Genomic DNA, 25,253 nt, shown 5'->3' with positions numbered 1-25,253 from the left:
GGCAACTGCTCTGCCGCTGCCGCGGGCATCAGAACTTGCGGCTCAAATAGTCCGAGCCGCGCAGTCCGAACCGCCACTCGGCATCGACAGCCTTGGAAATGCCGATCCGGCGGCCTGTCAGAACGGCGCCGGCTTCGCTCGGCGGCCTGAATTCGAATGGCGGCAGGTCCAGCGGCAGCCCGTCATAAGATTTGTCGATAGCCAGCGCCTGGCAAAGGCGGCCCGGTCCCGAGCAAAGCAGCCGGGGATCGTCAACGCGGCGATTGGCCCGCATCACCTCCAGCCCTAATCGCGGTTCGATTGCGCGGATAAGCACGGCACTGCCGGGCAGGCACACGGCATTGAGGCACCAATGCAGGCCATAGGAGCGATAGACATACGCGCTGCCCGGGGCGCCGAACATTGCGCCGTTGCGCACCGTCCTGCCACCGAAAGCATGCGAAGCCGGGTCATCCGGGCGATAGGCCTCGGTCTCGACGATGCTGCCGCCAACGCCGTGCAAAAGCAGCGAGGCGCCAATCATGTCGCGCGCCACGATGGTGGCGTCACGGGCAAAGAATTGATGGTTCGTAGCCAACGTGCACCGGACTGATCGCGCCTGGACCTGGCGCGACAACAAATTCTCGGACCGGAAGCAAAATGTCCAGCCACTGCGCCGCGGGTCTGGAACGGCTGTATTCAGCGCAGCATGGCCGCGCCGATGAAAACTGCAGCGGCCAGCACGACGATGGCGGCAATCACCATGACTGGCCCATATCTGCTCGGTTGGACGTCGGGCTCATCCGTCAGCGGGCGCATCGCATTGGCATAGCTCGCCTGGTTGGTAAACTTCGGCGTTTCATGGCGCGCGGCAGGGCTCTTCGGCGGAGCGTTGCCGGCGGATTCCGCGTCCGTTTCCATGGGAGCCGCAGCCGGATCGATGCCCGGGGTCTTGTCCCCTTCGCGCCCGGCGTCGATATCGCCCCGCGCCTGAGCCGGGCTTCGCCCAAGAGGTGCTGCGTCGGTCATCGTCGAGGTCCTTTCAGAGCATCGGCCTCAAGCATTCTAACCTGCGTCTCATTTCAAAGTTCCCCCGTTTCAAAATTCCCCGGTTCAAAGTTCCCCGGTTCAAAGTTCCCCCGTTTCAAAGTGCCAACGAGCGGAAACCGCCTGGGCCTGCTTCCAGGAACAACCGGCGATCGAGCGGGTTGAGCAAGCATCGGGAGAGCAACATGGACTTGGTGCGCCACGCGCCCAGATCGGCAGTTCGAAACAGGCTCCAGCGCATGATCTACTTCACCGCCGACACGCATTTCAGCGACCCGCGCATTTTGCGCATCGACCGCCGCCCGTTCGGCTCGCTGGCGGAACATGACCGGTCGCTCGTTGCGTTCTGGAACGAGACTGTCGGGCCGGACGACGAGGTCTGGCATCTCGGCGATTTTGCCAGGGGATCGGCCGCGTTCGTGTCGTCGCTTCTGGCGTCTCTTCATGGCAGCAAGCATTTGATCATCGGCAACAACGATGCTGCGGCCACCATCGAGGCCACAGGTTGGGCGAGCACGCAACACTACAAGGAGCTGGCGCTCGACGGCAGTCTGCTGATCCTTTGTCACTACCCTTTTCGCACCTGGAACCAGATCGGCAGGAAATCGATCGACCTGCATGGCCATTCCCACGGCAGGCTGACCCCGGTCACGCGCCAGTATGACGTCGGCGTCGACAGCTGGGATTTTCGTCCGGTCACGCTGACCACCATCCTTGCCAGCCGCGGCCAAAGGGCGGCGCGGCAAAGCCGTCAAAAAGTCGAGTGATCGAAAGTGCCGGCCGTGCGTTGAGGAATTTCAACGCCAGGGAGCACGCCATGAACAGACGTGAACTGATCGATGCCGACGGCGGCAAGCGTGTCGCAAAGCCCATCCCGCGCGATGCCGCGTTCGACAGCACCTTGGCCCTGCTGCGCGAGGGCTATGACTTCATTTCGGCCCGCTGCCGGCGCATGAACACCGACATCTTTGCGACGCGCCTGATGCTGCGGCCGGCAATCTGTGTCCGTGGTGCCGAGGCTGCCGAGATGTTTTATGGCGGCGACCACTTCACCCGAATTGGTGCGATGCCGCAGACCACGCTGCGTCTGCTGCAGGACAAGGGCAGCGTCCAGGCGCTCGACGGCGCCGCTCACCGCCACCGCAAGGCGCTTTTCCTGTCGATCCTGTTGGATGGTGACCAGATCGAGCGGCTCCGCGCAACCTTCCGTCGCGCCTGGCTCGACCAGCTGGAAGACTGGCAGCGGCGTGACGAGATCGTCCTGTTCGACGCCGTAAACCTCGTCCTGACCCAGGCGGCAGCGGCTTGGGCCGGCATCCCCGCCGACAAGGATCGCGCCGAACTCTGCCGCGAGCTCAGCGGCATGGTCGAGAACGCCGGCGGCATTGGGCCGTCGACCGTGCTGGCGCTGTGGCGGCGACGCCGGACCGAACGCACTATCGGCGAGCTTGTACGGCGCGTTCGAAGCGGCGCGCTTGATTTGCCGGCAAACAGCCCGGTCCGCCTGGTCAGCGAACATGTCGATGCCGAGGGAATGCCGCTCGATCTTGCCAGTGCCGCGGTCGAAATCATCAACATTATCCGTCCAATCGTCGCCATCGGCCGCTTCATCATGTTTGCGGCGCTGGCGCTTCACCAGCACCGCCAATGGTATGACAAGTTCGCCGCCGGCGATGACGACGGGCTGGAAGCCTTCGCCGAGGAGATTCGCCGGCTCTACCCGTTCTTCCCGTTCATCGGCGGCCGCGCCCGCCACCCCTTCGAATGGAAGGGCTACCGTTTCCACCAAGGCGACTGGGTCCTGCTCGACCTGCACGGCACCAACCATGATCCGCGCCTGTTTGTGGAGCCGGACCGATTTATCCCGGAGCGCGGCTTGAGCTGGAAAACCCACGGCTTCGACTTCATCCCGCATGGCGGCGGAGATCCGGCGACTACCCATCGCTGCCCCGGAGAAGCCGTCACCGTCGCGCTGATCATGGAAGCGGTTCGCCTGCTGACGCGGTCGATGGCCTACCAGGTGCCTGATCAGGATATGACCGTCTCGCTTGCCCGCATGCCGGCGCGGCCGAAATCCGGGTTCAGGATAGATAATGTGCGGCAAACACCCCGCTGAAAGGCTGCCGGTCGAACCGGAACCTCTGCGGAGCTGAGGCGTTCGAAAATTGCAAGGCGTAAAGGCAAACGCAATGGCTCAGAAGATCACGACAGGCGCGAACGACCGGCCGCGCAATGAAACCATCGGCCAATCCGGCGAAGGCCTGCCGGACGATAGCAGCAGGCCGCTCGAGGTCGACGAAGGCTGGGTCGCCCGGCTGAGAAACAAGCTGCAGGGCAAGCCCCGGCAAGCCGGTCAGACCAACACGGACGAAGTCCCCGCAGGCACTCCAGGCGCTGGCGAGAATATTTGCCGCCGCTGTGCAGGGTCAGGCATGATCGACGGCCGCACCTGCCCCGAATGCGGCGGAACCGGCAAGGTGACGACGCCGATAGGCGGAGGCTGAGCAATTCCAGGAAAAGTGTGAAGCGGTTTTCCGTCCGGTATTTGCGTCAAACAATACGATAGACCGGTTCTGCGTTTCCGCGGAACGATGAACCGTCCAGCGGCGGTCAGATCGCCGGCACCCACTTCCAGAACACGCCTTCCTTGCGTTCGGGGTAGTGCTTGAACTCGCATTCGAAGCGCCAGCCGTAGTTCTTGGCGGCGGCAAGCGCCTCCTTGCTGACCGGGTTCATGCCGGTTCCCGGCGCAAACCAGTCCTCCAGCAAGTCGTCGGGGATATAGGCGCCTATCCTCAAAGGCAGCTTTTCGAGGACGACATCCATTTCAGGTGGTGCAGGCACGGGGGGCGCTCCTTTGAAACCTACCCGCGAAGAAGCCGTTTAACGCCAAGCGGGTTCATTCTTCTGTTCATAGTCCTGGAACGCCTTCTGGAGACCGCCGATCACCTCGGCGGACGTCTCGAACATCGCCTTCAGCTGCGGCTCATCGACCTTCTCGATGTCCTCGCGAAGGTGCTGCTTCACCTCCTCCAACTTTTTCTGCATTTTCTGCGTGTGGTGGCGCGGATCGCGGTCGGCAGCGCTAGTCATGATCAATCTCCAATTGGTGGATCTCGGAAAACTCGCCCGGCTCTGAGGATCGACAGGCGGGTTTGCAGCGTAAACGGCTTGCCGATAGCTGTGGTTCCCGACTGCGGATGCGGTCTTCGCGCGCCCAACGCGCTGTTCCTGGGTTCAACCGCCCGGTAGCAAGTCCGAAGGGCGCTTGCCGCGAATTCAAGACGCAAGCAGTGGCAGACGAGCATTGATGAAACTGAGAACTGATGGCGTCTCTGGCCAAGGACGGCAATCCACGACCTATAGCCTACGCCTCGTCCGCGATCCATTCGAGCGAGGCGCCATGCGGGTCAGTCCAAGCTACAGGGGAGCCGTTCGCAGATAGGAGGAAGCGGCCAGGCGGCCAGCTTGTTCCGGCGCGTGTGGCGATGGACGGGAAGACGCGAGGGAACTCGTTCGATACCCAATAAGGCGAGAGACGCATCGCCTGCTCGGCGAAAGCTTCTCTGTCACCAAGGTCGGAGACATAGTCGAGGACGGCTGTGTGAAAGATGACGAGTGTAGCGTCGTTTGGCGCTTCGTTGCAGAGTTGCACGAGGTCGCTCCCGCGCAGGTCGCCCTTCACCACCCGAGGCTTGACTGTGGCAGCGATCTTTAGGGCCGCCCGCAGATTGGCAAGCCGTGCTGTCTGTTCCGGCCAGACCAGTGTCTCAAGCCATGCGACTTGCGAGTCGTCCGAAGCATCTATCGGGCTCAGGTCCAATCCAGCCCGCCAGACGACTTGCGGCAAGGCCGTCGGCAATGGCGTTGTTTCGCTAGCGAGGCATCGGAAGACAGGCGGCTCCAAGGCCATTGCAGGTGCGCGGATCACCTTGCGTCCGTAGTCATAGCCGTAGAGGTCGGGCATGAGGCAGAGCCCTGCGGAGGTCCCGACCTCGATGAGGGCCAGCGGCTGCGGCAAACGCGCCAGGACGGGGAGCAGGGTGGCGCATCTTCCCGGCTCGTTGGTTTGCGTTGAGCGCTCGAGCATGAGCGAGCGGATAGCGTCGGGATTAGCCTGAAGCGCCTGGCGAAGCTCGGTCCACCCTGTTGGCGTGCCGAACAAGTGACGCACCGCTGCAAGTAGAAGGTTCGGTTGCCGCTTTAGGTCCGGAAGAGTCGACAGGAAACCGAGCGCCTCCCGATCCCCAGCGACTGCCCGAGCCAACTCCTCGTAGAGCGGCGAGCGACCGCGAGCTTCCGTATCGGCGAAGCGAATATATCGGGCTGAGATCTCGGCCAAGCCCTCCTCGTCCATATCCGCTGATCCTCGGTCCCGACGTCCCATCACAATACACGATCCACGGATCTGATTGGACCAGGCCACGGCGTTTTTACACAGGCTTGACCCCAGCGGACTTGCCGCGGTCGCCTACTTAACCGTTGCGTTATGAGGTCGTACGCAATCCAAAATCTGGGGAACTGTCCCTAATTGGTGTCTCACCCAGGGATGCGGTCCACCATGTCTCCGGTATAAACCGCAACCCATGTCTCCGGGTTGGACAATTTGAGATTTGGCGCACCCGACAGGATTCGAACCTGTGACCTCTGCCTTCGGAGGGCAGCGCTCTATCCAGCTGAGCTACGGGTGCTTTCAGGATCGGTGATCCCAAAAACGAACCAGCCGGTAAACCGGCCAGCCACGGCTTCTTAGCGGAAGCAGGCGCCGGCTTCAACGGGCAATCGCCAGCGGGCTCAAACTGCCGTAGCAGCCCGGGGGAGACAGACACCGTCCCGTCCGCCGCCACCGCCTGCTCATTCGGTCACGGTAAGCACCGCCTTGCCGCTGATGCTGCGCTGCCGCAGCGCGTCGAGGGCTTGACCGACGTCCCGCCACGGCACGGTGAGGACCACCCGCGTTTCGAGCCGGCCGGCTGCGATCGGCGCGAGCAGCGAGGCGATGTCGGCGCCTACCTCCGGACCGGAAGCGTAGTAGGCGAAGGTCTGCAGCCGCGCACCTTCGTGCCCCGGAACGAACTGGCGGAAGCCGATGGGCGTGAGTTCGCCGCGGCTCGAGCCGAACATGACGACGGTCCCGCCGGGCGCGATCCGTTCGATCGCGTGGGCGAGGCTATCGCCGCCCACCGATTCGGTAATCAGCGAGAACAGTCCTTCGGTCAGCTCGATCGTTTCGACGACCCGCTCGGCTCCGAGGCCGCGGAGATCGTCGGCATGCCGTTCAGCGGCGACCGCCACCACCGACGCGCCCTGCTGGCGGGCGATCTGGATCTGGAAACGGCCGACCGCGCCGCTTGCGCCGGTAATCAGGACCCGCTGGCCGGCCAGGTCGCCGCCGAGGCGCAGGGTCCGCAGCGCGGTCGTGCCCGCGACCGGAACAGTGGCGGCGGAGACGAAGCTGACGTCGTCCGGCAGGACGGCGAGGTGGTCGGTCGGAACGGCGACCCGTTCGGCCCACCCGGCCTCGTCGACCAGAGCCGCAACCCGGGCGCCGACGGCCGGCCCGGAGCCGTCGGCCGCGGCGCGCTCGACAATTCCGGCGACGTCCTGGCCAGGCACCCAGCCGTTCGGACGGATGTTGAGCAAGCGCAGTTCGCCGCGGTTCAGCGAGACTGCCCGGACCGAGACCAGCGCCTCATGCGGGGCGGGCTCGGGCTCACCAAGCTCGGCGAGCCGCAACCCGGTGGCGCTGTCGGAAGATGTGACCAAGGCGAGCATTGGTATCGTCCCTTCTTGCTGCGTGGCGGACGCCAGCCTGTTTTCGTGCGCCGGGCTTGTTGGTCCGACGTTCAGAACGCAAGCAGGGCATGGCTAAATGGAAGTCCGCCTGTCGGCTTCTGAGTTACTCATCCCTAAACTATCGACTTTCCTGTTTGAGTAATTTAGATATCTTGGCAGTCGATCGCTAAAAACAGTCAATGTGAGACAGCCGCTCCGCTACCCCTGGCCTTTCGATCCGGATGACGTCCTCGCCCCGGCAATCGCCGTGCGCGTTGACGTTACCGAAACCGGGGCGGAGGTGCCGGACCACCACCACCGCAAGGGGCAACTCGTCTTCGCGCTGGGCGGCGGCGTCACATGTCGCGTCCCCAGCGGTCTGTGGATGGTGCCGCCGCATTGCGCGGTGTGGATTCCCGGCGACATGGAGCACAGCAATATCGCGACCGCCAATGCCCGGATTTTCTTCGTCTATATCGAACCGGGAGCTGCCGACCTGCCGGACCGGTGCTGCACGCTTTCGATCACGCCGTTGCTGCGCGAGCTCATCATAGAGCTGACGGATCGCGTTGAGGACGATGACGCGAGGGGCGAGCTCCTGACCAGGGCTCTGCTCACCGAACTGCCGCGCATGCCTGTCCAGCAGCTGCATTTGCCGATCTCGTCCGAGCCGCGCTTGAGGCGCATCGCGGCGGCGTTGGCGCAAGATCCTGCCGATCGCAGCACCCTGGCGGAATGGGCCAGTCGCGTCGCGCTCAGCGAGAGCAGTCTCGCACGTCTCGTGGTGAAGGAGACAGGGCTGACCTTCGGGCGCTGGCGCCAGCAACTGCACCTGATCGTCGCAATGCGCGAGCTGGCCTCCGGCGCCAGCGTGCAGCAGGTTTCGGCCGATCTCGGTTACGAATCGGTCACCGCCTTCATCACCATGTTCAAGAAAGCGCTTGGCAAGCCGCCGGCAAAGTATCTCAGCAGTGTCGCGCAAAACGGCGGCTCTGCGTTTGTCGCCTGAACCCGCACGCGGTCAACACTCGGACTTCAACTATCACTGCTCCTCGGCATACAGCAGCCGCGTCTTTGCCTCGGAGGTCGGCAACAGGCTGCGCTGGATCAGCGCCTCGACGTGGTCGTTGCGCTGGCGCGCGCTGTCGGCGCCCATCACCACGATGATCAGCCTGTGCCCGTCTGCATTATAGGAGGTGACGATGTTGAAGCCCGAAGCCCTGATGTAGCCGGTCTTGATGCCGTCGACCCCGCGCACCCGGCCGAGCATGTCATTGTGGCCGCGCACCAGCCTGCCGCGGAACATGAAGTCGCTTTCAGAGAAATAGTGGAAATGCTGCGGGAAGCGGGCGTGCAGCGCCATGCCGAGCACCGCCATGTCGCGCGCGCTCGTGTGCTGGTCGCCGTCCGGCAGGCCCGAGGCGTTGCGGAACACGGTGCTGCTCATGCCGATCTGGCGCGCCTTGGCGGTCATCATGCCGGCGAACGCCTCTTCGCTGCCGCCGAGATATTCGGCAACGGCGACCGCCACGTCATTGGCCGATTTGACGATGATGGCGCGGATCGCCGAATCGACGTCGATGGTCTCGCCGCGCCTGAACCGCAGCTTGGTCGGCGGCTGCCGGGCGGCGTTGTCCGACACCGGAATTTGCGTCTCCTTGCTGATGCGGCCCTGGTCCAGCGCCTCGAACAGGAGGTAGAGCGTCATCATCTTGGTCAACGACGCCGGATAACGCGGCGCCGTCGAATTGACCTCGAACAGCGTATTGCCGGTGCCGGCATCGATGACCATGGCGGCATATTTCTGCGGCGGCGCCGGTACCGCCAGCACGCTGTCGGGCGGCGTGACAGTCGTGCAGCCGGCAGCAAACAGCAGCAGCGCCAGCACAGCGACGCATTTGTGGATGGACGAAAAGAACCGGAAGGCGGACAAGTCAGTTCCGAAGGCAGGCAGTTTCTGAGACGAGGCGAAGCTATCTTAACGCAAAGGCACAGTCCATTTGGTTAATATCGGTCTGGCCCTCGAACGGTGCCCTGTCCACAGGCCGACGTGGCGCCGCCTGATGTGAATTGCCGGCCACCGCGCTTGCGCAACCGGCGGCGAGTGGGCTTTGCTGGCGCCGACAGAATCGGGCCGCCAGAATCGGGCTGGCAGAATCGGGCTGAATCGGTAGGTGCACATGGATACGGTCACGATCACGGCGAAGGGCATTTCGGTATCGGTCGATCTTGCCGTCGGCCATCTCGCCGACATGACGGTCGATATCGATGGCCGCCGGCTGAAGCCGCTGCATCGCGCACCCTGGGTCGGCGAGCCGCGCGAGATGCTGCCGAAAGACCTGCCCGAAGGGACGGTCCACCTGTCCGGCGATTTCCTCTGCGCACCCTTCTCGATCAGCGACGTCGAAGCGGCACCTTTGCATGGCTGGCCGGCAAATAGTCGCTGGGACGTCGTCGACAGCGCGGCAACGGCCGACGGCTGGCGCGCCGTCTTCCGCCTGCAGCGCCCGGTCATGGGCGCAACCGTCGACAAGATCCTGACCTTGCGCGACGATCATCCCTTTCTCTATCAGGAGCACGTCTTTTCCGGCGGCGCCGGCGCCATTCCCGTCGCCCACCACCCGATGACGGTGATGACGGCCGGCGGCAGGCTAGCGTTCTCGCCGAAGCGCCTTGCCGCAACGCCGAGTGAGGCGCCGGAGCCCGATCCGGCCCGCGGCCGCTCGTTGCTCGCCTACCCGGCGCGAACCGCCGACCTGACGCGCTTTCCCGCTGCCGACGGCGGCACGATTGACCTGACCACCTATCGCATGGACCAGCTGCGTGAGGACTTCGTCACGCTGGTCGAAGCCGACCATGGCGGACCGGGCTGGACGGCGCTGGCGCGCCAGGCGGAAGCCGACCTCGTGCTGGTGCTGAAGAACCCGGCCGAACTGCCGGTCACCATGCTGTGGGTCAGCAATGGCGGGCGCGACTATGCGCCGTGGAGCGGCCGCCACCGCGGCGTGCTCGGCATCGAGGACGGCCGCACGGCCGTCGGCCACGCCGCATCGCTCGGCGACAATTGGCTGAAGCGCGAAGGCGTGGCGACCGCCTTTGCCCTTTCCGAAGGGCGCCGCTTTTCGTTCCGCCATGTCATCGGCGCGCTGCCTTGGCCATCCGGCGAGCCGCCGCACGACGTCACGACCTCGCCGGGCCGCATGCGTATCCTGGCGGCTGACGGTGCCGTGCGCGACATCGGCTTCGACGGCGATTTCCTGCGGATCGGTCAATCCAGGCCCGATTGAAGGCTTGGCACAATCCGGCGTTTGAAATTTCCGAAAACTGCCGCCAAAATGCGCCAGAACCACCGTAAGGGGGCCAATGTCAGAAATCGCCCATATCGCTGCTGCCATTTTCAAGCGCGCCGGCAAGGCGCCGCGCTTCATCGTTGCCATTGCCGGTCCGCCCGGCGCCGGCAAGTCGACATTGTCGGCAGGCTTGCACGACCTGCTGCCGGAAGGCACGGCGGAAGTCGTGCCGATGGATGGCTTCCATTACGATGACGTCGTGCTCGATCGACGCGGCCTTCGCGCGCGAAAAGGTGCTCCGGAAACCTTTGATTTTGCCGGCTTCGAAGCGCTGCTGAAGCGCATCCGCGCCGGCGAGCCGGATATCGCCATCCCGGTCTTCGACCGCAGCATGGAGCTGTCGCGCGCCGCCGCTGCGATTGTCGCCGCCGACACCAAATTCATCCTGGTCGAAGGCAATTATCTGCTGCTCGACGAGGAACCCTGGACGCGGCTGGCGCCGCTGTTCGACTTCTCGATCTTCGTCGATGTGCCGCGCGCCGAGCTCGAGCGCCGACTGCTGGCGCGATGGCACGAGCACGGCCGCTCCGACGAGGACGCGCGCGCCTGGATCGCCTCTAACGATATGCCGAACATCGACCGCGTGCTTGCCCGTCGGCGGCCCGCCGACCTGGTGGTCGGCGACCTGGCCTGACTTGCAAGGAACCGCCCGGCCGGAACCTTGCCAGTTTCAGGCCGTTATCCCGGACACGGCAATTGTGCCCATGAGGGAACCGTTCGATGGAAACCATGGCAAGAAAGCCTGCGCCCGCCAAGGGCAGGGCAACACGATCAAAAGCCACTCGAGTGAAAACCAGCGCCGGCCCGGCAGCAGCGGCCCGCTCCAAGGATGCGGCAAAGCCCAGCTTTGGCAAGGCGGCGCCGAAAAAGGTGATGCCTGCCGCGGCCAAAGCCGCTGCACCCAAGCCCAAAAGATCGGCAAGCAGCAGAGGATCGATCGCAGGCAGCGCAATGCGCACTGTTAAAGCAACGGCCAATGTCGCCGCCGGTGCCGTGCTTGCCACCGCCAAAGGTGCGGCGTCGCTTGCTGCTTCCGTAGTCGGCAAGGGCGGCTCAAAGCCCCGGACCAAGGCAAAATAGCCGAGCGGAATCGACGTAAGATCAGCTTCTGGCCGGAATGGTGAGGCCCCTCTGCACCGCCGGTCGGGCGAGGCCACGCTCCAGCCATGCGCCCACGCTGGGGAAATCGTCGAAACCGACGAGTTCCCGCGCCTCGTAGAAGCCGATCAGATTGCGCACCCACCCAAGCATCGAAATATCGGCGATCGTGTAATCGTCGCCCATGATCCAGCTACGGCCCTTGAGCCTCGTTTCGAGGACGCCGATCAGCCGTCGCGACTCGTCGCGATAACGTTCCAGCGGGCGCTTGTCGGCGATTTCGCGCCCAGCGAATTTGTGGAAGAATCCGACTTGGCCGAACATCGGCCCGATCGAAGCCATCTGGAAGAACACCCACTGGATCGTCTCATAACGCAGCGTCGCGTCTGCCGGGACCAGCTGGCCGGTCTTGTCGCTGAGGTAAAGCAGGATGGCACCGGATTCGAACAAGCCGATCGGCTTGCCGCCCGGGCCGTCCGGATCGATCATCGCCGGTATCTTGCCGTTCGGGTTCAAAGACAGGAATTCCGGGGTCCAGCTCTCGTTCTTGCCGATATCGACGGCATGCGGCTCGTAAGGCAGGCCAAGTTCCTCCAGCGCGATCGATATCTTCACCCCGTTCGGCGTCGGAAACGAATAAAGCTGGATGCGGTCGAGGTGGCTCGCCGGCCAGCGCCTGGCAATCGGAAACGCGGACAGATCGGTCATCGAAACTCCTGGTAGGGGACCGCGCCGAGCGGCACGGTCATGGCGGGTCGCAGAGAGTTAGGCGCGACGCCTGGCGCGATCAATATGCGCATGGAAAGTTTCGCCGGCCCCGGTGAAGGACCCGCAAGGGGTGCGGTCACACGGCCTTTACCGCCAGCACCGCATTGGTGCCGCCGAAGGCGAAGCTGTTGCTGATCGCGGTGCGCACGGTGCGTTCGCGCGCCACGTTCGGCGTGATGTCGAGATCGCAGTCGGCGTCGGCTTCCCGATAATTGGCGGTCGGCGGCACGATGCCTTCGCGGATCGCCATCACGCAGGCGATCATTTCCAGCGCGCCGGAGGCGCCGAGGCAGTGGGCGTGCATCGATTTGGTCGAGGACACCGAAAGCTTGTAGGCATGGCCGCCGAACACGCGTTTGATCGCCGCCGTCTCGATCTGATCGTTGGCCTTGGTGCCGGTGCCATGCGCGTTGAGATAGTCGACGTCCTCGGGATTGAGCCCGGCATCGACGAGGCAGAAGCGCATCGCCGCCTCAGGCCCTTCGATGGTTGGCGCGACGATATCGGAGGCGTCGGCGGAAAGGCCGACGCCGGCGATTTCGGCAAGGATGGCGGCGCCGCGCGCCATGGCATGCTCATATGTTTCCAGCACCACCATGCCGGCGCCTTCGCCGAGCACGAGCCCCTGGCGGTCGGCCGAAAACGGCCGGCAGGTGTCCGGCGATAATACCCGCAGGGCCTCCCAGCCCTTGAGGATGCCCCAGACCAGCGGCGCATCGGTGCCGCCGGCGACCATGACGTCGGCCCGGCCGAGCCTGATCTGATCGACCGCCGAGGCAATGGCGTGGTTGGATGACGAGCAGGCAGAAGTGATGCCGAACACCGGCCCGCGCAGACCAAGATTCATGCTGACATGGCCGGCTGCAGCGCCCGGCATTACTTTCGGGACGGTGAAGATGCCGGCGCGGTTCTTGCCTTCGAGCAGGATGGCGCGATAGTTCTCTTCGATCGCCTCCCAGCCGCAGACGCCGACGCCGACGACGGTGCCCATCCGGTAGGTGTTGGCGGCGTGCGGGTTCAATCCCGCCTGCTGTGCCGCCTCCCGCGCGGCGATCGTCGCCAGAAGGCTGAAGCGGTCCATCGACACGACCTGCTTGCGCTCGATGCCGTGCTCGGGAAGCGCCTTGATTTCGCAGCCGACCTTGACCTTCAGATCATGCAGCAGCGGATTGTCGATCGCGCCGATTGCCGAACGGCCGGCGCGCATTTCATTCCAGATTGCCGGTGCGTTGGTGCCGAGCCCGCATAATCCGCCGATGCCCGTGATGACGACGCGCTTGTGCATTCAGTCAGGCTTTTTTCGCGATCAGCGCGCGAACCGCCTCGACCATGTCGCCGACATTCTTCAGATTGCTCCAGGCATCGACAGTGTTCATCTCGATTTCGATGCCGTACTCTTCCTCGAGATCGAAGATGATCTCCGTCAGTTCCAGCGAATGGATGCCAAGGGCGGTCAGTTCGGTACTGGTGGTGATTTCCTCGCCGCCCGGCTCGGCATGAGCCTTGATCTTGGCGATGATATCGTTTGCCAGCTGGTCAGCCATTCGGTTTCTTCCCCAACTCTGTCGTTTCCCGACGCCAACTGATCAGCGCCCCTTTTGTCCTCGATTACGTCGTCATCGTCGCCTTTTACCCCCGCCAGGCGCCGGTGACCGTACCAAGGTGGCTCCCTCTATAGAAACCGAAACGCTGTCAAGCAACAAGCTATATATCGACAAAGCCGCCGCAGTGCTTAACGTTGGTGTCGTGGATACGATCGCATATAGCTTGACTTCAGTGCCGCCGGCCCAGCGTGTTGCCGGCGTCGCGCGGCTTGGCTGCGACTGGAACGGAGGCCGCACGCGTCTTCGGCGTCTGTACCAGGACGGTTCGGCCAAGATCCGCATGCCGGCGGTCTCGGCCGATCCGCTCGAAGCCGTCCTGATCAACACCGCCGGTGGGCTGACCGGTGGCGACCGTCTCGCCTGGGAGGTCGATGTCGGTGCCGGCGCCTCCGTAACCATGACAACGCAGGCCTGCGAGAAAATCTATCGCGCCGCATCCGATCGCGCCGAAGTGCGGGTGCAGCTGACTGTCGGGGAAGAAGGCCACATTGCCTGGCTGCCACAGGAAACCATCGTCTTCGACCGCTCGGCCTTTGCCCGCAGCCTTGACGTGGAGCTTGCCACCGGAGCCGAGGCGCTGATCCTGGAGGCCACCGTCTTCGGCCGCCTGGCCATGGGTGAACGGGCCACGCAAGGCCATTTCCACGACCGCTGGCGCGTCCGCCAGGACGGGGCGCTGGTCCATGCAGAGGAGTTCCGCATCGGGCCGGACATTGCGGCCGCCTTGAACCGTCCCGCAGCGGCCGGCGGTGCCGTCGCCGTGGCGACGCTGCTGATGGTGTCGCCACGGGCAGAGGCTTTGCTCGAGCCGGCCCGGGGCATAGTCGGCGGCCAGGGCGGCGTCAGTTTCTGGAGCGTGCGGAAATCTGGCAAGCTTCTTGCGAGGCTGTTCGCCGAGGACGGCTACCAGCTCCGCAAGCGGCTGGTGCCGCTTGTCGAATTGCTCAACGGACGGGCGGGCCTGCCCAAATTATGGTCACTCTGATTTCGATTGTGCCACTGCAGGAAAAAGCATGAATCTGACGCCGAGGGAGAAAGACAAGCTGCTGATCGCCATGGCGGCGATCGTGGCCCGCAAGCGGCTCGAACGCGGCGTCAAGCTCAATCATCCGGAAGCGATCGCGCTGATCACCGATTTCGTCGTCGAGGGTGCCCGCGACGGCCGCGCGGTCGCCGAGCTGATGGAGGCCGGCGCCCATGTCGTCACCCGGGCCCAGGTGATGGAAGGCATTGCAGAAATGATCCACGATGTGCAGGTCGAGGCGACGTTTCCAGACGGCACCAAGCTGGTGACCGTGCACGAGCCGATCAGATAACACCGCCAAGGAGAGGAAAATGCTTGAGCTGCGTCCCAACTGCGAGTGCTGCGACAAGGATCTGCCGCCCGATGCGACGGATGCGGTGATCTGCACCTTCGAATGCACCTTTTGCGCCGACTGCGCACAAAACGTGCTCGGCGGCGCCTGTCCGAATTGCGGCGGCAACTTCTCGGCCCGCCCGATCCGTCCGGCAGCGCTGCTGAAGAAATATCCGGCCTCCACCAGGCGCGTCCTCAAGGCAGAGGGCTGCGCTCCGGCCCGCAAGGCGGCGTGAGAGGTACTCGAAGATGGAAGCTACGCCGATGATCCCCGCTACGATGAAACGCTCAACGCTGTCGGCGGTCCTGCTGCTGGCGGCAGCAATGCCAGCCTATGCCCATGTCGGCGTCGGCACGGTTTGGTCCTTCACCGCCGGCCTCTCCCACCCGCTCTCCGGCCTCGATCACATGACGGCGATGATTGCCGTCGGGCTATGGGCCGCGCTCAAGGGCGACAAAGCGATCTGGGCATGGCCGCTGGCCTTCGTAAGCGTCATGCTGGCCGGCGGCGTGCTCGGCATGCTGCATGTGCCGATGCCTTTCGTCGAGCCGGCGATACTGGCGTCCGTCGTGGCACTCGGGCTGCTGGTTGCGCCCGCCGTCGATCTTCCTGTCTCGGCCGGCGTCGCCGTCATCGGCCTGTTCGCGCTGTTCCACGGCTATGCCCATGGCACCGAGGTGCCTGAGAATGTCGGCGGACTCGGCTATATGGCGGGCTTTGCCGTTGCCACGGCACTGCTCCACGCCGTCGGCATCGCCGCCGGTCTCGGCCTCGGCTGGCGCTTCCGCGGGCTTGCCCGCGCCGCTGGCGCCGCTTGTGCCGCGATTGGCGCCGGCCTCGCTTTTGGCGTCATGTGAGGCCGCAATGATCCCCGGCGAAATCATCACGGCAAGCGGCGAGATCGAACTGAACAAGGGTCTGGCGACGGTCACCTTGAAGGTAGCCAACAGCGGCGACCGGCCGATCCAGGTAGGCAGCCATTATCATTTCTTCGAGACCAATGAGGGACTGAGATTCGATCGCGACAAGGCCCGCGGCATGCGCCTCGACATCGCTGCCGGCACCGCCATGCGCTTCGAGCCCGGCCAAGAGCGCGACGTTACCCTGGTGCCGTTCGGCGGCAAGCGCGAGGTCTACGGATTTCAGCAGAAGATCATGGGCGCGCTGTGAGATCGAAGGCGTTGAGCAGTTTCGGCTCAGCCGGGCGGCTTGGCCGCCGCATAGATGACGACCTTTCCCGGATCGTCGAATTCCACCGCCAGAACGTCCTCGGTTTGCACTCGCCGCGAATCGATGGCGTTGAACAGCAATGCGTTCGCTTCGATCTCCTTGCGCAGCTCGGCGATGTCGTCCCGATGTTGCCTGACCTTGTTTTCGATCGCCGGCGGCGGGCCGCCTTCGGTGCGCGCAGCATCGGTAAGAAACACGATATCGACCTTGTCGAGCTTGGATGTCTTGCGCACGGCGGCGATGTTTTCACGCGTGCGGTCGATCGCCGAACTGACCTTGCCGGCTTCCGCATTTGTCTGGGTCTCTTCCTGGCCGACCTCCGAGCCGACGATCCGGTTGACGGTCTCGGCGCTGTCGAGGCTCTGCGCGTTCAGCGCGGCGTGCGGAATGCTGGCTGCCAGAAACGCGGTCGCGGCAATCCCATGCAGCCATCTGGTGTCGGAGAAGGTGGTGATCGCCATCGCTCGTTCTCAGGGTCCTTTTCGAGGCTCGTGTCAGGGCGACAGGACCGAAACGTAACGTCCCCCGTGAAGGTTCCCTTTGTGATGCGGCGGGCTGGCCGGGCGCCGGCCCGCCGCCTCGTCTCGTCAGCTCGCTTTCTTGGTGATCAGCGTCAGCGCGCCATTGGTGCTCATGCTGGCGGCGATCACCTGCGCCGAGGTGAGCCCCTTGGCTTCGAGCGCGGATTTGACCTGCGGTGTCGCGTCGATCGAGCCGCGCAGTTTCTGCAGGTCGGCATCGCTGCGCTTGGCGATCACCTCGTTGACCTTGGCTTGAGTGTCCGCGGGCAGATCCTTGATATCGACGACGTTGATCGCCTGGATGGTGGGCGCCTGCGGCTGCGCCCCGGGCGCGGCAGGAGCAGGCGCAGCCGGCGCCGGACTGGGCTGCTGCGCAGGCTGTTGCTGGGCGCTGGCGGCGGTTGCGAGCACCAGCGTGGCGGCGGCTGCCAGAAGGGTCGTTTTGCGCATGGATGTTCCTTTCCATCGATTGGCAAATGGTCGTTTTGGGGTGGCCCGGCCACCTCAAACGCTAAATGGGATCGGAAAGTGTCGCTCAGCGGGTCATTGCGTGACCATAGGATGGCGGCAATGTGGAGCCCGGCTTCGACAAGCGGTATTTTCGGGCTGTATTTCGGGAGCAATTGCTGATGGCTAAAATCACCCGCGCCGCCTATGCGCAGATGTACGGCCCGACCGTCGGCGACAAGGTCCGGCTCGCCGACACCGAGCTGTTCATCGAGGTCGAAAGGGATCTCACTCTTTACGGCGAGGAGGTGAAGTTCGGTGGCGGCAAGGTCATCCGCGACGGCATGGGCCAGAGCCAGGTGTCGCGCGCGCAAGGCGCGGTCGACACCGTCATCACCAATGCGCTGGTCGTCGATGCCACCGCCGGTATTGTCAAGGCAGATATCGGCCTCAGGGACGGCCGTATCGCCGCGATCGGCAAGGCCGGCAATCCGGATACCCAAGGCGGCGTCACCATCGTCATCGGTCCCGGCACCGAGATAATCGCCGGCGAGGGCAAGATCCTGACCGCCGGCGGCTTCGACGCGCATATCCACTTCATCTGCCCGCAGCAGATCGAGGAAGCGCTGATGTCGGGCATCACCACCATGCTCGGCGGCGGCACCGGCCCGGCGCACGGCACGCTGGCCACCACCTGCACACCTGGGCCATGGCATCTGGCGCGCATGATCCAGTCTTTCGACGCCTTCCCGATGAATATCGGCCTGTCGGGCAAGGGCAACGCGTCGCTGCCCGCCGCGCTCGAGGAGATGGTGCTTGCCGGCGCCTGCTCGCTGAAGTTGCACGAGGACTGGGGCACGACGCCGGCTGCAATCGACTGCTGCCTGTCGGTTGCCGACGATTACGACGTGCAGGTAATGATCCACACCGACACGCTGAACGAGTCCGGCTTCGTCGAAAACACGGTCGCGGCGATCAAGGGCCGCACCATCCATGCCTTCCACACCGAAGGCGCCGGCGGCGGCCACGCGCCTGATATCATCAAGGTCTGCGGCCTGCCTAACGTCATTCCGTCCTCGACCAACCCGACACGCCCCTACACGATCAACACGCTGGCCGAACACCTCGACATGCTGATGGTCTGTCACCATCTGTCGCCGTCGATCCCCGAAGATATCGCCTTTGCCGAGAGCCGCATCCGCAAGGAAACCATCGCCGCCGAAGACATTCTGCACGACATCGGCGCCTTCTCGATCATCTCGTCGGACAGCCAGGCCATGGGCCGTGTCGGCGAAGTGGCGATCCGCTGCTGGCAGACCGCCGACAAGATGAAGCGGCAGCGCGGTTCGCTGCCGCAGGAGACCGGCGACAACGACAATTTCCGCGTCCGCCGCTACATCGCCAAATACACCATCAATCCGGCCATCGCGCATGGCCTGTCGAAGGACATCGGCTCGGTGGCGGTGGGAAAACGCGCCGACCTCGTGCTGTGGAATCCGGCCTTTTTCGGCGTCAAGCCGGACATGGTGCTGATCGGCGGCATGATCGCCGCCGCCCCGATGGGCGATCCCAACGCCTCGATCCCGACGCCGCAGCCGATGCATTACCGGCCGATGTTCGGGGCCTACGGCAAGGCGATGACCAATTCGTCGGTGACCTTCGTTTCGAAGGCCGCGCTCGACGCCGGCCTGCGCGGCAGGCTCGGCGTCGACAAGCAGATGGTCGCGGTCGAAAACACCCGCGGCGGCATCGGCAAGCATTCGATGGTGCTCAATGACGCCACGCCGCATGTCGAGGTCGACCCCGAAACCTATGAGGTCCGCGCCGACGGCGAACTCTTGACCTGCGAGCCAGCAACCGTGCTACCGATGGCGCAAAGGTACTTTTTGTTTTGAGGTGATGCGTGTTCTGGCGCACAAGCTCCCCGCTGGACGCCGACGACGAGGAGTGGCAGCTCGATTGCTGGGGTTGGCTGCTCAGGCATTTCGGCGGGGCAGCCGCGCTGCGCAAACGTTCGCTGATCTTGCCAACACGAACATTTTTCACCCCCTCTGAAGAACAGGGGCACGCCGCTGCATCGCACTATTTCGGGCAGGTGGCGGCATATTTTGGCATCGATGCGGCCCGCTTCAATCTCGTGCCACAGGAAGATTCAATCGACCCGGTTTTGGGACCGCTTCAGGTCCTTCAGGACGCGCCGCGGGAGCCTGCCGGGACCTTCTCCGTGTCCCGGGGCGGTGCCATGACAATCACCTACAATCCGGCGATCGTTCCCAAGTCCATGAAGCTCATTGCGACGTTCGCGCATGAGATTTGTCATCCATTGCTGTTCTCGGTGCCTGAAGAACCGCCGGGCGGCACCGAGATGGAGGAGTTCGCAACCGATCTCGCGGTCACCTTCTTCGGCTTTGGTATCTTCAATTCCAACACTGCGGCGAGTTTCACTCAGTACCGCGACACCGCCACCGGCACGCAAGGCTGGTCCTTCGAGCGACAAGGCTATCTGTCGCCAGCGGAACGCGCCTTTGCGCTGGCGCTGTTCATCCAGGCGCGCGGTCAGGGAATACAGGACGCGCGCGAGTATCTGGATTCCGGGCCGTTGGCCTATTTTCGCAAGGCAACGAAGTATCTGGCGCAGACGCCATCCATTTCATCCGATCTGCTTGCGGCGCACCAATAGCCAAGGTCTCAACGGACTCAACATTCGAACGGCAGGTCAGCGCAGCAGAAACCGGTTTTCACTTTTCAGATCACAATCTAGAACGCCAAATGTAGAACATGCCGCGCCAGGCCTATGGACCAGCAACTCCCCTACGCCCACGACATTTTCCCGCATATCCGCATCGTCCTGGGCATGGTGATCGGCCTCGGCGTCACACGGCTGCTGTCGGGGCTCGCCCGCATCGTCCAGCATCCCGGCCAGTACCGGCTCTATCCCGTTCACCTCGCCTGGGTTGCGTCGGTGCTTTTGATGCTGGTGCATTTCTGGTGGTGGGAGTTCGGTCTGTTCCAGATCGAGAATTGGACCTTCGGCAAATACCTGTTCATCATCTTCTACGCCGTCACGCTGTTCCTGCTCTGCGCGCTGCTGTTTCCGGATTCGATGCTGGACTACACCAGCTATGAGGATTTCTTTTATTCGCGCCGGGCCTGGTTCTTCGGCCTGCTGGCGGCGACCTATCTGCTCGACGTGATCGATACGCTGCTGAAAGGGCCGGAGCATTTCGCCCATTTTGGCGTCGAATATCTGATCCGCACGCCGGTTTTCGTCGCGCTTTGCGTCATTGCGATCCTGCTGCGCGACCGCCGCTTTCACATCGCCTTTGTCGCCGGCGCGCTCGTCTATCAGATATCGTTCATCCTGCGGCTCTTCGACACGATCGTCTGAGCCCCATTGGGGCGGCGGACGCGATAGGCTAGGCTTTTTGGGAGAGGCAGTTTTTACATGAAGCTCGATATTCGCACCGACTTCACCAAATTCCCGCGCGCCGTCTCCGTCCTGGCCGCAGGCGAAGCCGGAACGACCACGCCATACGACAGTGCGGTGCTTGCCCATGACGAGCGGCATCTGCGCCGTCGCGCCATCGAAACGGCCCGTAGCGACAAAGTGCTGGTCGACCTGCCCGAACCGGTGACCTTGAACCATGGTGACCGGCTGGTGCTGGAGGATGGCCGCCACATCGAGATCATCGCGGCCGAGGAGCCGCTCTACGATATCCGTGCCGGCGGCCCTGTCCATCTGGCCGAACTTGCCTGGCATATCGGCAACCGTCATCTCGCGGCAAGCATCGAGGCTGGCCGAATCCTCATTCTGCGCAACCATGTCATCAAGGCGATGCTGGAAGGGCTGGGCGCCACGGTGAGCGACGTCTCCGAGCCATTCAAGCCGGTGCGCGGCGCTTATTCCGGCCATGGCCATTCTCACGCCGAGGCGCATGCGCACAGCCATGCCGAAGCGCACTCCCATACCCATAGCGAATCGCATTCCCATAGCCATTCGCACGACCATGACCATGACTGACCAGCCTTCCGACGTTGCCCAGCCTTCCAATATTGCTTTGTTGCGGCTGATGGCGTGGCTGTCGCCTTCCTTCCCGGTCGGCGGCTTTTCCTACAGCCATGGTCTCGAGCAAGCCGTGCATGCCGGGCTGGTTGCCGACAGCAAAGAGCTCGCCGCGTGGCTGGAAACGCTGGTCGAGATGGGTTCGGGCTGGAATGATGCGGTGCTGTTTGCCGAAAGCTGGCGCAGGGCGCGCGAAACCGGCGATCTCGATGAAATCGTCGCCCTTGCAGAAGCTCTGGCAGGCTCGCGCGAGCGCCATGCCGAGACCATGCTGCAGGGCGCTGCTTTCCTGAAGGCGGCCATCGCCTGGCCGTGCCAGGTGCTGGATCGCCTGCCGGCCGAATGTGCCTATTGCGTTGCCGTCGGCGCCGTTGCCGGCGATCACGGCATTGCGCTGCGGGACGCCCTGGCGGCCTTTCTGCAGGCCTTCTTCTCCAATCTCGTCCAGGCTGCGATCCGGCTTGGCATCGCTGGCCAGAGTGCCGCGATGACGCTACTGGCCGCCTTCGAACCGCTTGCCCTGGCCACGGCCGACCGCGCTGCCGGCTCGACCCTCGATGATCTCGGCGGCTGCGCTTTCATCTCCGACGTCACGGCGATGAAGCACGAGGCCCAGTATTCGCGGCTGTTCCGCTCATGATCGTCCTTGCTTTCGCCCTCTCGCTCGTCCTGCTGTTGATCACGGCACTGCATGTCTATTGGGGCATTGGCGGCATCTGGCCGGGCAGGGACGCTGCCTCCTGCGCTCGTGCGGTCATCGGCTTTCGCGGCGTCGACGAAATGCCGGCACCCTTCGCCAGCTTCGCCGTTGCCGCCTGCCTTGGCCTTGCGACACTGTGGCCGATGGCGCTCGAAGGCGTGTTCGCCACGCCCTTTCCCAAGGCCGGGCTGGCCGCCACGGCGCTGCTCATCGCGCTGGTTTTCCTGGCGCGCGGCATTGCCGGCTTCACGCCTTGGTGGCGCCGGCTGACGCCCGAGCAGCCTTTCGTGCGGCTCGATCTGCGTTATTATTCGCCGCTGTGCCTGCTGATCGGGCTTGGCTTTGCCATTCTTGCCCTCACGGAGTTCCCCGCATGATATCACCCAACGGTCCTCTTCGCGTCGGCATCGGCGGTCCGGTCGGCTCGGGCAAGACGACGCTCACCGAAAAGCTTTGCAAGGCGCTGCGTGACGAGTTCTCGATCGCCGTCGTCACCAACGACATCTACACCAAGGAAGACGCCATGATGCTGGCCCGGCTGCAGGCGCTCCCTGAGGATCGCATCGTCGGCGTCGAGACCGGCGGCTGCCCGCACACCGCCATTCGCGAGGACGCCTCGATCAATCTGCAGGCGATCGCCGAGATGACCAAAAAATTCCCGGATCTCGACATCGTCTTCATCGAATCGGGCGGCGACAACCTCGCCGCCACTTTCTCGCCGGACCTTGCCGACCTGACGCTCTATGTCATCTCGGTTTGCCAGGGCGAGGAGATTCCGCGCAAGGGCGGACCGGCGATCACCCGGTCCGATTTCCTGGTCATCAACAAGAGCGACCTTGCGCCCTATGTGAACGTCAATCTCGACATCATGGAGAGCGATGCTGCCCGCATGCGCGGCAAGCGGCCGTTCGGCTTCACCGACCTGTCGCGCGGCAAGGGACTGCAGGAGGTGATCGATTTCATCGTCGAGCATGGCGGGCTGAGGGTCGGCGCGGCCACCAGCACGGCGGCATAACGGCGCTCGCCTGCACCAAACGAAACCGGGTTGCGCGTGTTCCAGCCGCGCGGCATCCTTGCTTTTTTCACGGAGGTTTACGATGAGCATCACTCGCCTGCAGAAGGAAGTGCTGACCAACCTGGCGTTCTATGAGGAGCGCGTCGATCTGGCTTGCGCCTTCCGCTGGACGGCGCGGCTTAACATGCATGAGGCGGTGGCCAATCATTTTTCGCTGGCGGTCAACGACGATGGCTCGCAATTCCTGATGAACCCTAACCAGGTGCATTTCTCGCGCATCAAGGCGAGCGATCTGCTTCTGATCGACGCCAATGATCCCGACACGCTGGTCGGCCCGAATGCGCCTGACCCGACGGCGTGGGGCCTGCATGGTGCCATCCATCGCAACGTGCGTCATGCGCGCTGCGTCATGCATGTTCACTCGATCCACGCCACCGTGCTTGCCTCGCTCGCCGACTCGACGCTGCCGCCGGTCGACCAGAACTCGGCGATCTTCTTCAACCGCCATGTCGTCGACGCTCATTATGGCGGGCTGGCCTTCGAGGAAGAGGGCGAGCGCTGCTCCCAGCTTCTTGTCGACCCGAAGGTCAAGGTGATGGTGATGGGCAACCATGGCGTGCTGGTCATCGGCGACAGCGTCGCCGACACCTTCAACCGCATGTTCTATTTCGAGCGCGCCGCCGAAACCTATATCAAGGCGCTGTGGACCGGCCGGCCGCTGCGGGTACTGTCGGATGAGATCGCGGAGAAAGCGGCAAGGGAACAGGAAGACTATCCCGGCCAGGCCGAGCGCCACCTTTCCGAACTGAAGGCGATCCTCGACGAGCAGGAGCCTGCCTACCGGAGTTGAGCGGTCCCGCCGGGCCTGGCTTAAAGCCCGAGTTCGGCCCGCAATTCGCCGGCACTGTTGATGACAATCGCCCCCGGCGGCCCCTCCATGGGCACCTCTGGCCAGAAGATCGTCTTCATTCCCGCTGCCAGGCCCGCCGTGGCGCCGGTCACGCTGTCGTCGACCGCCACGGCCTTGGCGGGATCGACGTCGGCCAACCAGGCGGCGCGCAGGAAAGGTTCGGCATGCGGCTTGCCTTCGCGCACGTCGTTGCGGCTGATGGTCTTCATGCCGGGATAGAAAAGGCCGACGGCGCGCAGATTGGCGTCGACGATCAGCCGGTCGGAATTTGATACCACCGCCTGTGCCACGCCAAGCTCCCGCAACTCGTTGAAAATCTCGATCGCGCCGGTGCGTGGCGTCAGCGTTTCGGCCATCGGCAGATAGTGATCGTATTTGCGCACGATCCAGTCGTCGAAAGGCAGGTCGAGGCCGAACTCGTCGCGCAGCATTTCGTAGACCGGCCATGCGGCGATGCCGAGCACGCGCTCATGCAGGTCGGCCGGCGGCGCGATGCCGACGCTGTGCAGCGCCGCAATCAGCGCCGCCTCGTGCAGCGGCTCGCTGTCGACCAGCGTGCCGTCCATATCCCAGAAAACCGCTTTCGGCGTCATGCAAGGCTCCATTCTCAAAAAATTCCTTAAAGCGTTTAGCGCACGAGATAAACCGCCGCGTCCCCGCTAATGCATGTCGCGCAAAGTGTGCAGCGGTTTTGCAATGACGACATGCATAAAAAGCAACCTAAAACCCGTCGCATGAGGCCGATCGAACGCAACGCGCTTTAGAACCGGGATTGGTGCGACCTCGACAGCCTTGCTGTTGCAACGAGACTGGGTCGACCTGTCACTTCGCTCCAAACACCAAGTTTCATCACTAAGCAATTGCTCTTACAATAGGCAATTGCGCGCAAGTTCATTCCCTGCGAGACTACTGCGCTCCGCCTCTTATGCTCGGCGGGGTTGGGAGGTAGGAACTTGAATTCGCGGCAGGACAGCGGCGGCAACAGGCTGGACGACGCGGCGCGTGCCGGCTGGCTCTATTATGTCGCAGGCAACACCCAGGACCAGATCGCCGCCACGCTTGGCATCTCGCGGCAGACGGCGCAGCGGCTGGTGTCGCTCGCAGTCTCCGAAGGGCTGATCAAGGTGCGCGTCGACCACCCGATCGCCAATTGCCTCGACCTTGCGGCACGGCTGAAATCGCGCTTTGCGCTTGATCTGGTCGAGGTGGTGCCGAGCGACCCTTCTTCGTCCTCCACCGTCATCGGCGTCGCCGAGGCGGCGGCGGCCGAGATCGAACGGCGGCTGCGGTCGCCGGGGGGGCGCGGGCCCGGCGGCCGGGAGCGCGCCCCCCCGCAGGGCCCCCGCCCCCGCCCCGCCCCCCGCAACACCGCCAGACCACCCCCCAAT

35 protein-coding genes and 1 tRNA gene are annotated in these 25,253 nt (G+C 63.9%); 22 read left to right on the top strand and 14 right to left on the bottom strand.

All coding sequences use genetic code 11. The features are described from left to right. Window positions 1-28 precede the first annotated feature (28 nt). Together NKI39_RS28960 and NKI39_RS28955 are read right to left on the bottom strand one after the other, a co-directional pair. The gene (locus NKI39_RS28960; RefSeq protein ID WP_352615109.1) at window positions 29-577 is read right to left on the bottom strand and encodes a DNA-3-methyladenine glycosylase; all 549 of its coding nucleotides are present in this window, start codon (window positions 575-577) and stop codon (window positions 29-31) included. Window positions 578-678: 101 nt separating this feature from the next. Further along, the gene (locus tag NKI39_RS28955) at window positions 679-1,008 is read right to left on the bottom strand and encodes a hypothetical protein (RefSeq protein ID WP_352615107.1); all 330 of its coding nucleotides are present in this window, start codon (window positions 1,006-1,008) and stop codon (window positions 679-681) included. A 257-nt stretch (window positions 1,009-1,265) separates the two neighbouring features. On the opposite strand from NKI39_RS28955, the gene NKI39_RS28950 reads away from it, so the two are divergent. The 3 genes from NKI39_RS28950 (at window position 1,266) to NKI39_RS28940 (ending at window position 3,530) form a co-directional block, all read left to right on the top strand. Then, on the top strand, window positions 1,266-1,793 hold the full coding sequence (locus tag NKI39_RS28950; protein WP_502898628.1) for a metallophosphoesterase: 528 nt from the start codon (window positions 1,266-1,268) through the stop codon (window positions 1,791-1,793). A 50-nt stretch (window positions 1,794-1,843) separates the two neighbouring features. Continuing rightward, window positions 1,844-3,142 (top strand): cytochrome P450, encoded by a 1,299-nt coding sequence (locus tag NKI39_RS28945; protein ID WP_352539900.1) that lies wholly within the window; start codon window positions 1,844-1,846, stop codon window positions 3,140-3,142. A 73-nt stretch (window positions 3,143-3,215) separates the two neighbouring features. Further along, a complete protein-coding gene (locus NKI39_RS28940; RefSeq protein WP_352540042.1) occupies window positions 3,216-3,530 on the top strand; it encodes a hypothetical protein in 315 nt (104 codons plus the stop codon). 106 nt (window positions 3,531-3,636) lie between these two features. On the opposite strand, the gene NKI39_RS28935 is transcribed toward NKI39_RS28940, so the two are convergent. The 5 genes from NKI39_RS28935 to NKI39_RS28915 all read right to left on the bottom strand — a co-directional run bounded on the left by NKI39_RS28935 (window position 3,637) and on the right by NKI39_RS28915 (window position 6,801). After that, window positions 3,637-3,870 (bottom strand): hypothetical protein, encoded by a 234-nt coding sequence (locus NKI39_RS28935; protein ID WP_352539901.1) that lies wholly within the window; start codon window positions 3,868-3,870, stop codon window positions 3,637-3,639. A gap of 39 nt (window positions 3,871-3,909) precedes the next feature. Next, window positions 3,910-4,119: a hypothetical protein gene (locus tag NKI39_RS28930; protein WP_352474763.1), complete on the bottom strand. Its 210-nt coding sequence runs from the start codon at window positions 4,117-4,119 to the stop codon at window positions 3,910-3,912. A 274-nt stretch (window positions 4,120-4,393) separates the two neighbouring features. Continuing rightward, window positions 4,394-5,383: a DUF2332 domain-containing protein gene (locus tag NKI39_RS28925; RefSeq protein ID WP_352539902.1), complete on the bottom strand. Its 990-nt coding sequence runs from the start codon at window positions 5,381-5,383 to the stop codon at window positions 4,394-4,396. Between the two features lie 257 nt (window positions 5,384-5,640). Beyond that, a tRNA-Arg gene (locus tag NKI39_RS28920) sits at window positions 5,641-5,717 on the bottom strand. A 163-nt stretch (window positions 5,718-5,880) separates the two neighbouring features. Then, window positions 5,881-6,801, bottom strand: a complete 921-nt coding sequence (locus NKI39_RS28915; protein WP_352501145.1) for a zinc-binding dehydrogenase — start codon at window positions 6,799-6,801, stop codon at window positions 5,881-5,883. Window positions 6,802-7,003: 202 nt separating this feature from the next. Here NKI39_RS28915 and NKI39_RS28910 point away from each other — a divergent pair, with 202 nt between their 5' ends. Next, a complete protein-coding gene (locus tag NKI39_RS28910) occupies window positions 7,004-7,810 on the top strand; it encodes an AraC family transcriptional regulator (RefSeq protein ID WP_352474758.1) in 807 nt (268 codons plus the stop codon). Between the two features lie 33 nt (window positions 7,811-7,843). Here the strand turns inward: NKI39_RS28910 and NKI39_RS28905 are convergent, their stop codons facing one another. After that, entirely contained in the window at window positions 7,844-8,734 is an 891-nt protein-coding gene (locus tag NKI39_RS28905) for a D-alanyl-D-alanine carboxypeptidase family protein (protein ID WP_352836125.1), read from the bottom strand. 247 nt (window positions 8,735-8,981) lie between these two features. Here NKI39_RS28905 and NKI39_RS28900 point away from each other — a divergent pair, with 247 nt between their 5' ends. The 4 genes from NKI39_RS28900 (at window position 8,982) to NKI39_RS28885 (ending at window position 11,231) form a co-directional block, all read left to right on the top strand. Continuing rightward, entirely contained in the window at window positions 8,982-10,088 is a 1,107-nt protein-coding gene (locus tag NKI39_RS28900) for a hypothetical protein (protein ID WP_352836122.1), read from the top strand. A 76-nt stretch (window positions 10,089-10,164) separates the two neighbouring features. After that, window positions 10,165-10,785 (top strand): nucleoside triphosphate hydrolase, encoded by a 621-nt coding sequence (locus tag NKI39_RS28895; protein WP_352539906.1) that lies wholly within the window; start codon window positions 10,165-10,167, stop codon window positions 10,783-10,785. A gap of 70 nt (window positions 10,786-10,855) precedes the next feature. Continuing rightward, the gene (locus NKI39_RS28890) at window positions 10,856-11,116 is read left to right on the top strand and encodes a hypothetical protein (protein ID WP_352539907.1); all 261 of its coding nucleotides are present in this window, start codon (window positions 10,856-10,858) and stop codon (window positions 11,114-11,116) included. After that, window positions 11,103-11,231, top strand: a complete 129-nt coding sequence (locus NKI39_RS28885; RefSeq protein ID WP_302893450.1) for a hypothetical protein — start codon at window positions 11,103-11,105, stop codon at window positions 11,229-11,231. The genes NKI39_RS28890 and NKI39_RS28885 overlap by 14 nt, the downstream gene beginning before the upstream one ends. 21 nt (window positions 11,232-11,252) lie before the next feature. Here NKI39_RS28885 and NKI39_RS28880 read toward each other — a convergent pair whose 3' ends face one another. From NKI39_RS28880 to NKI39_RS28870, 3 genes are all read right to left on the bottom strand, one after another. Continuing rightward, the gene (locus NKI39_RS28880; protein ID WP_352771134.1) at window positions 11,253-11,957 is read right to left on the bottom strand and encodes a glutathione S-transferase family protein; all 705 of its coding nucleotides are present in this window, start codon (window positions 11,955-11,957) and stop codon (window positions 11,253-11,255) included. A gap of 136 nt (window positions 11,958-12,093) precedes the next feature. Beyond that, window positions 12,094-13,302 carry a beta-ketoacyl-[acyl-carrier-protein] synthase family protein gene (locus NKI39_RS28875; protein ID WP_352836119.1) on the bottom strand — a complete coding sequence of 403 codons (1,209 nt, stop codon included), beginning with the start codon at window positions 13,300-13,302 and terminating at the stop codon, window positions 12,094-12,096. Between the two features lie 4 nt (window positions 13,303-13,306). After that, window positions 13,307-13,561: an acyl carrier protein gene (locus NKI39_RS28870; protein ID WP_023677013.1), complete on the bottom strand. Its 255-nt coding sequence runs from the start codon at window positions 13,559-13,561 to the stop codon at window positions 13,307-13,309. A gap of 223 nt (window positions 13,562-13,784) precedes the next feature. Here NKI39_RS28870 and NKI39_RS28865 point away from each other — a divergent pair, with 223 nt between their 5' ends. From NKI39_RS28865 to NKI39_RS28845, 5 genes are read left to right on the top strand one after another with little or no spacing between them, the layout of a single operon-like run. Further along, window positions 13,785-14,606 carry an urease accessory protein UreD gene (locus tag NKI39_RS28865; RefSeq protein WP_502898627.1) on the top strand — a complete coding sequence of 274 codons (822 nt, stop codon included), beginning with the start codon at window positions 13,785-13,787 and terminating at the stop codon, window positions 14,604-14,606. A 28-nt stretch (window positions 14,607-14,634) separates the two neighbouring features. Then, window positions 14,635-14,937 (top strand): urease subunit gamma, encoded by a 303-nt coding sequence (locus tag NKI39_RS28860; RefSeq protein WP_023677011.1) that lies wholly within the window; start codon window positions 14,635-14,637, stop codon window positions 14,935-14,937. Between the two features lie 19 nt (window positions 14,938-14,956). After that, entirely contained in the window at window positions 14,957-15,214 is a 258-nt protein-coding gene (locus tag NKI39_RS28855) for a DUF1272 domain-containing protein (protein WP_352539910.1), read from the top strand. A 28-nt stretch (window positions 15,215-15,242) separates the two neighbouring features. Next, window positions 15,243-15,836, top strand: coding sequence for a HupE/UreJ family protein (locus NKI39_RS28850; RefSeq protein ID WP_352836117.1), 594 nt, complete (start codon window positions 15,243-15,245; stop codon window positions 15,834-15,836). A 7-nt stretch (window positions 15,837-15,843) separates the two neighbouring features. Continuing rightward, the gene (locus NKI39_RS28845; protein ID WP_023677008.1) at window positions 15,844-16,149 is read left to right on the top strand and encodes an urease subunit beta; all 306 of its coding nucleotides are present in this window, start codon (window positions 15,844-15,846) and stop codon (window positions 16,147-16,149) included. Between the two features lie 26 nt (window positions 16,150-16,175). Here the strand turns inward: NKI39_RS28845 and NKI39_RS28840 are convergent, their stop codons facing one another. Both NKI39_RS28840 and NKI39_RS28835 read right to left on the bottom strand, forming a co-directional pair. After that, on the bottom strand, window positions 16,176-16,670 hold the full coding sequence (locus tag NKI39_RS28840; RefSeq protein WP_023677007.1) for a hypothetical protein: 495 nt from the start codon (window positions 16,668-16,670) through the stop codon (window positions 16,176-16,178). A gap of 126 nt (window positions 16,671-16,796) precedes the next feature. Then, complete coding sequence (locus tag NKI39_RS28835; protein WP_023677006.1) at window positions 16,797-17,180, bottom strand: hypothetical protein; 384 nt, start codon at window positions 17,178-17,180, stop codon at window positions 16,797-16,799. Window positions 17,181-17,359: 179 nt separating this feature from the next. Here NKI39_RS28835 and ureC point away from each other — a divergent pair, with 179 nt between their 5' ends. The 8 genes from ureC (at window position 17,360) to NKI39_RS28795 (ending at window position 23,805) form a co-directional block, all read left to right on the top strand. Then, window positions 17,360-19,072 carry an urease subunit alpha gene (ureC, locus tag NKI39_RS28830; protein WP_502898626.1) on the top strand — a complete coding sequence of 571 codons (1,713 nt, stop codon included), beginning with the start codon at window positions 17,360-17,362 and terminating at the stop codon, window positions 19,070-19,072. 8 nt (window positions 19,073-19,080) lie between these two features. Then, the gene (locus NKI39_RS28825) at window positions 19,081-19,857 is read left to right on the top strand and encodes a hypothetical protein (protein ID WP_352836115.1); all 777 of its coding nucleotides are present in this window, start codon (window positions 19,081-19,083) and stop codon (window positions 19,855-19,857) included. A gap of 114 nt (window positions 19,858-19,971) precedes the next feature. Then, window positions 19,972-20,565 (top strand): hypothetical protein, encoded by a 594-nt coding sequence (locus NKI39_RS28820; RefSeq protein ID WP_352474742.1) that lies wholly within the window; start codon window positions 19,972-19,974, stop codon window positions 20,563-20,565. Between the two features lie 57 nt (window positions 20,566-20,622). Then, window positions 20,623-21,198 (top strand): urease accessory protein UreE, encoded by a 576-nt coding sequence (locus NKI39_RS28815; protein WP_352836112.1) that lies wholly within the window; start codon window positions 20,623-20,625, stop codon window positions 21,196-21,198. Further along, window positions 21,191-21,880, top strand: a complete 690-nt coding sequence (locus NKI39_RS28810; RefSeq protein ID WP_352836110.1) for an urease accessory protein UreF — start codon at window positions 21,191-21,193, stop codon at window positions 21,878-21,880. The genes NKI39_RS28815 and NKI39_RS28810 overlap by 8 nt, the downstream gene beginning before the upstream one ends. Beyond that, window positions 21,877-22,317, top strand: a complete 441-nt coding sequence (locus NKI39_RS28805) for a DUF3995 domain-containing protein (RefSeq protein WP_352836107.1) — start codon at window positions 21,877-21,879, stop codon at window positions 22,315-22,317. Before NKI39_RS28810 ends, NKI39_RS28805 begins: the two co-directional genes overlap by 4 nt. Beyond that, window positions 22,314-22,955 carry an urease accessory protein UreG gene (gene ureG / locus NKI39_RS28800; RefSeq protein ID WP_352836104.1) on the top strand — a complete coding sequence of 214 codons (642 nt, stop codon included), beginning with the start codon at window positions 22,314-22,316 and terminating at the stop codon, window positions 22,953-22,955. Before NKI39_RS28805 ends, ureG begins: the two co-directional genes overlap by 4 nt. 82 nt (window positions 22,956-23,037) lie before the next feature. Continuing rightward, window positions 23,038-23,805 (top strand): class II aldolase and adducin N-terminal domain-containing protein, encoded by a 768-nt coding sequence (locus tag NKI39_RS28795; protein WP_352836101.1) that lies wholly within the window; start codon window positions 23,038-23,040, stop codon window positions 23,803-23,805. A gap of 20 nt (window positions 23,806-23,825) precedes the next feature. Here NKI39_RS28795 and NKI39_RS28790 read toward each other — a convergent pair whose 3' ends face one another. After that, window positions 23,826-24,458, bottom strand: a complete 633-nt coding sequence (locus tag NKI39_RS28790) for an HAD family hydrolase (RefSeq protein WP_352474734.1) — start codon at window positions 24,456-24,458, stop codon at window positions 23,826-23,828. A gap of 360 nt (window positions 24,459-24,818) precedes the next feature. On the opposite strand from NKI39_RS28790, the gene NKI39_RS28785 reads away from it, so the two are divergent. Beyond that, the coding region (locus NKI39_RS28785) for a helix-turn-helix domain-containing protein (RefSeq protein ID WP_352836155.1) at window positions 24,819-25,253 on the top strand (435 nt) is incomplete at its 3' end.

Source organism: Mesorhizobium sp. M0664, assembly GCF_040320565.1.
In the GTDB taxonomy this organism is placed as follows: domain Bacteria; phylum Pseudomonadota; class Alphaproteobacteria; order Rhizobiales; family Rhizobiaceae; genus Mesorhizobium.
This window is presented reverse-complemented; position numbering and strand designations above follow the sequence as displayed.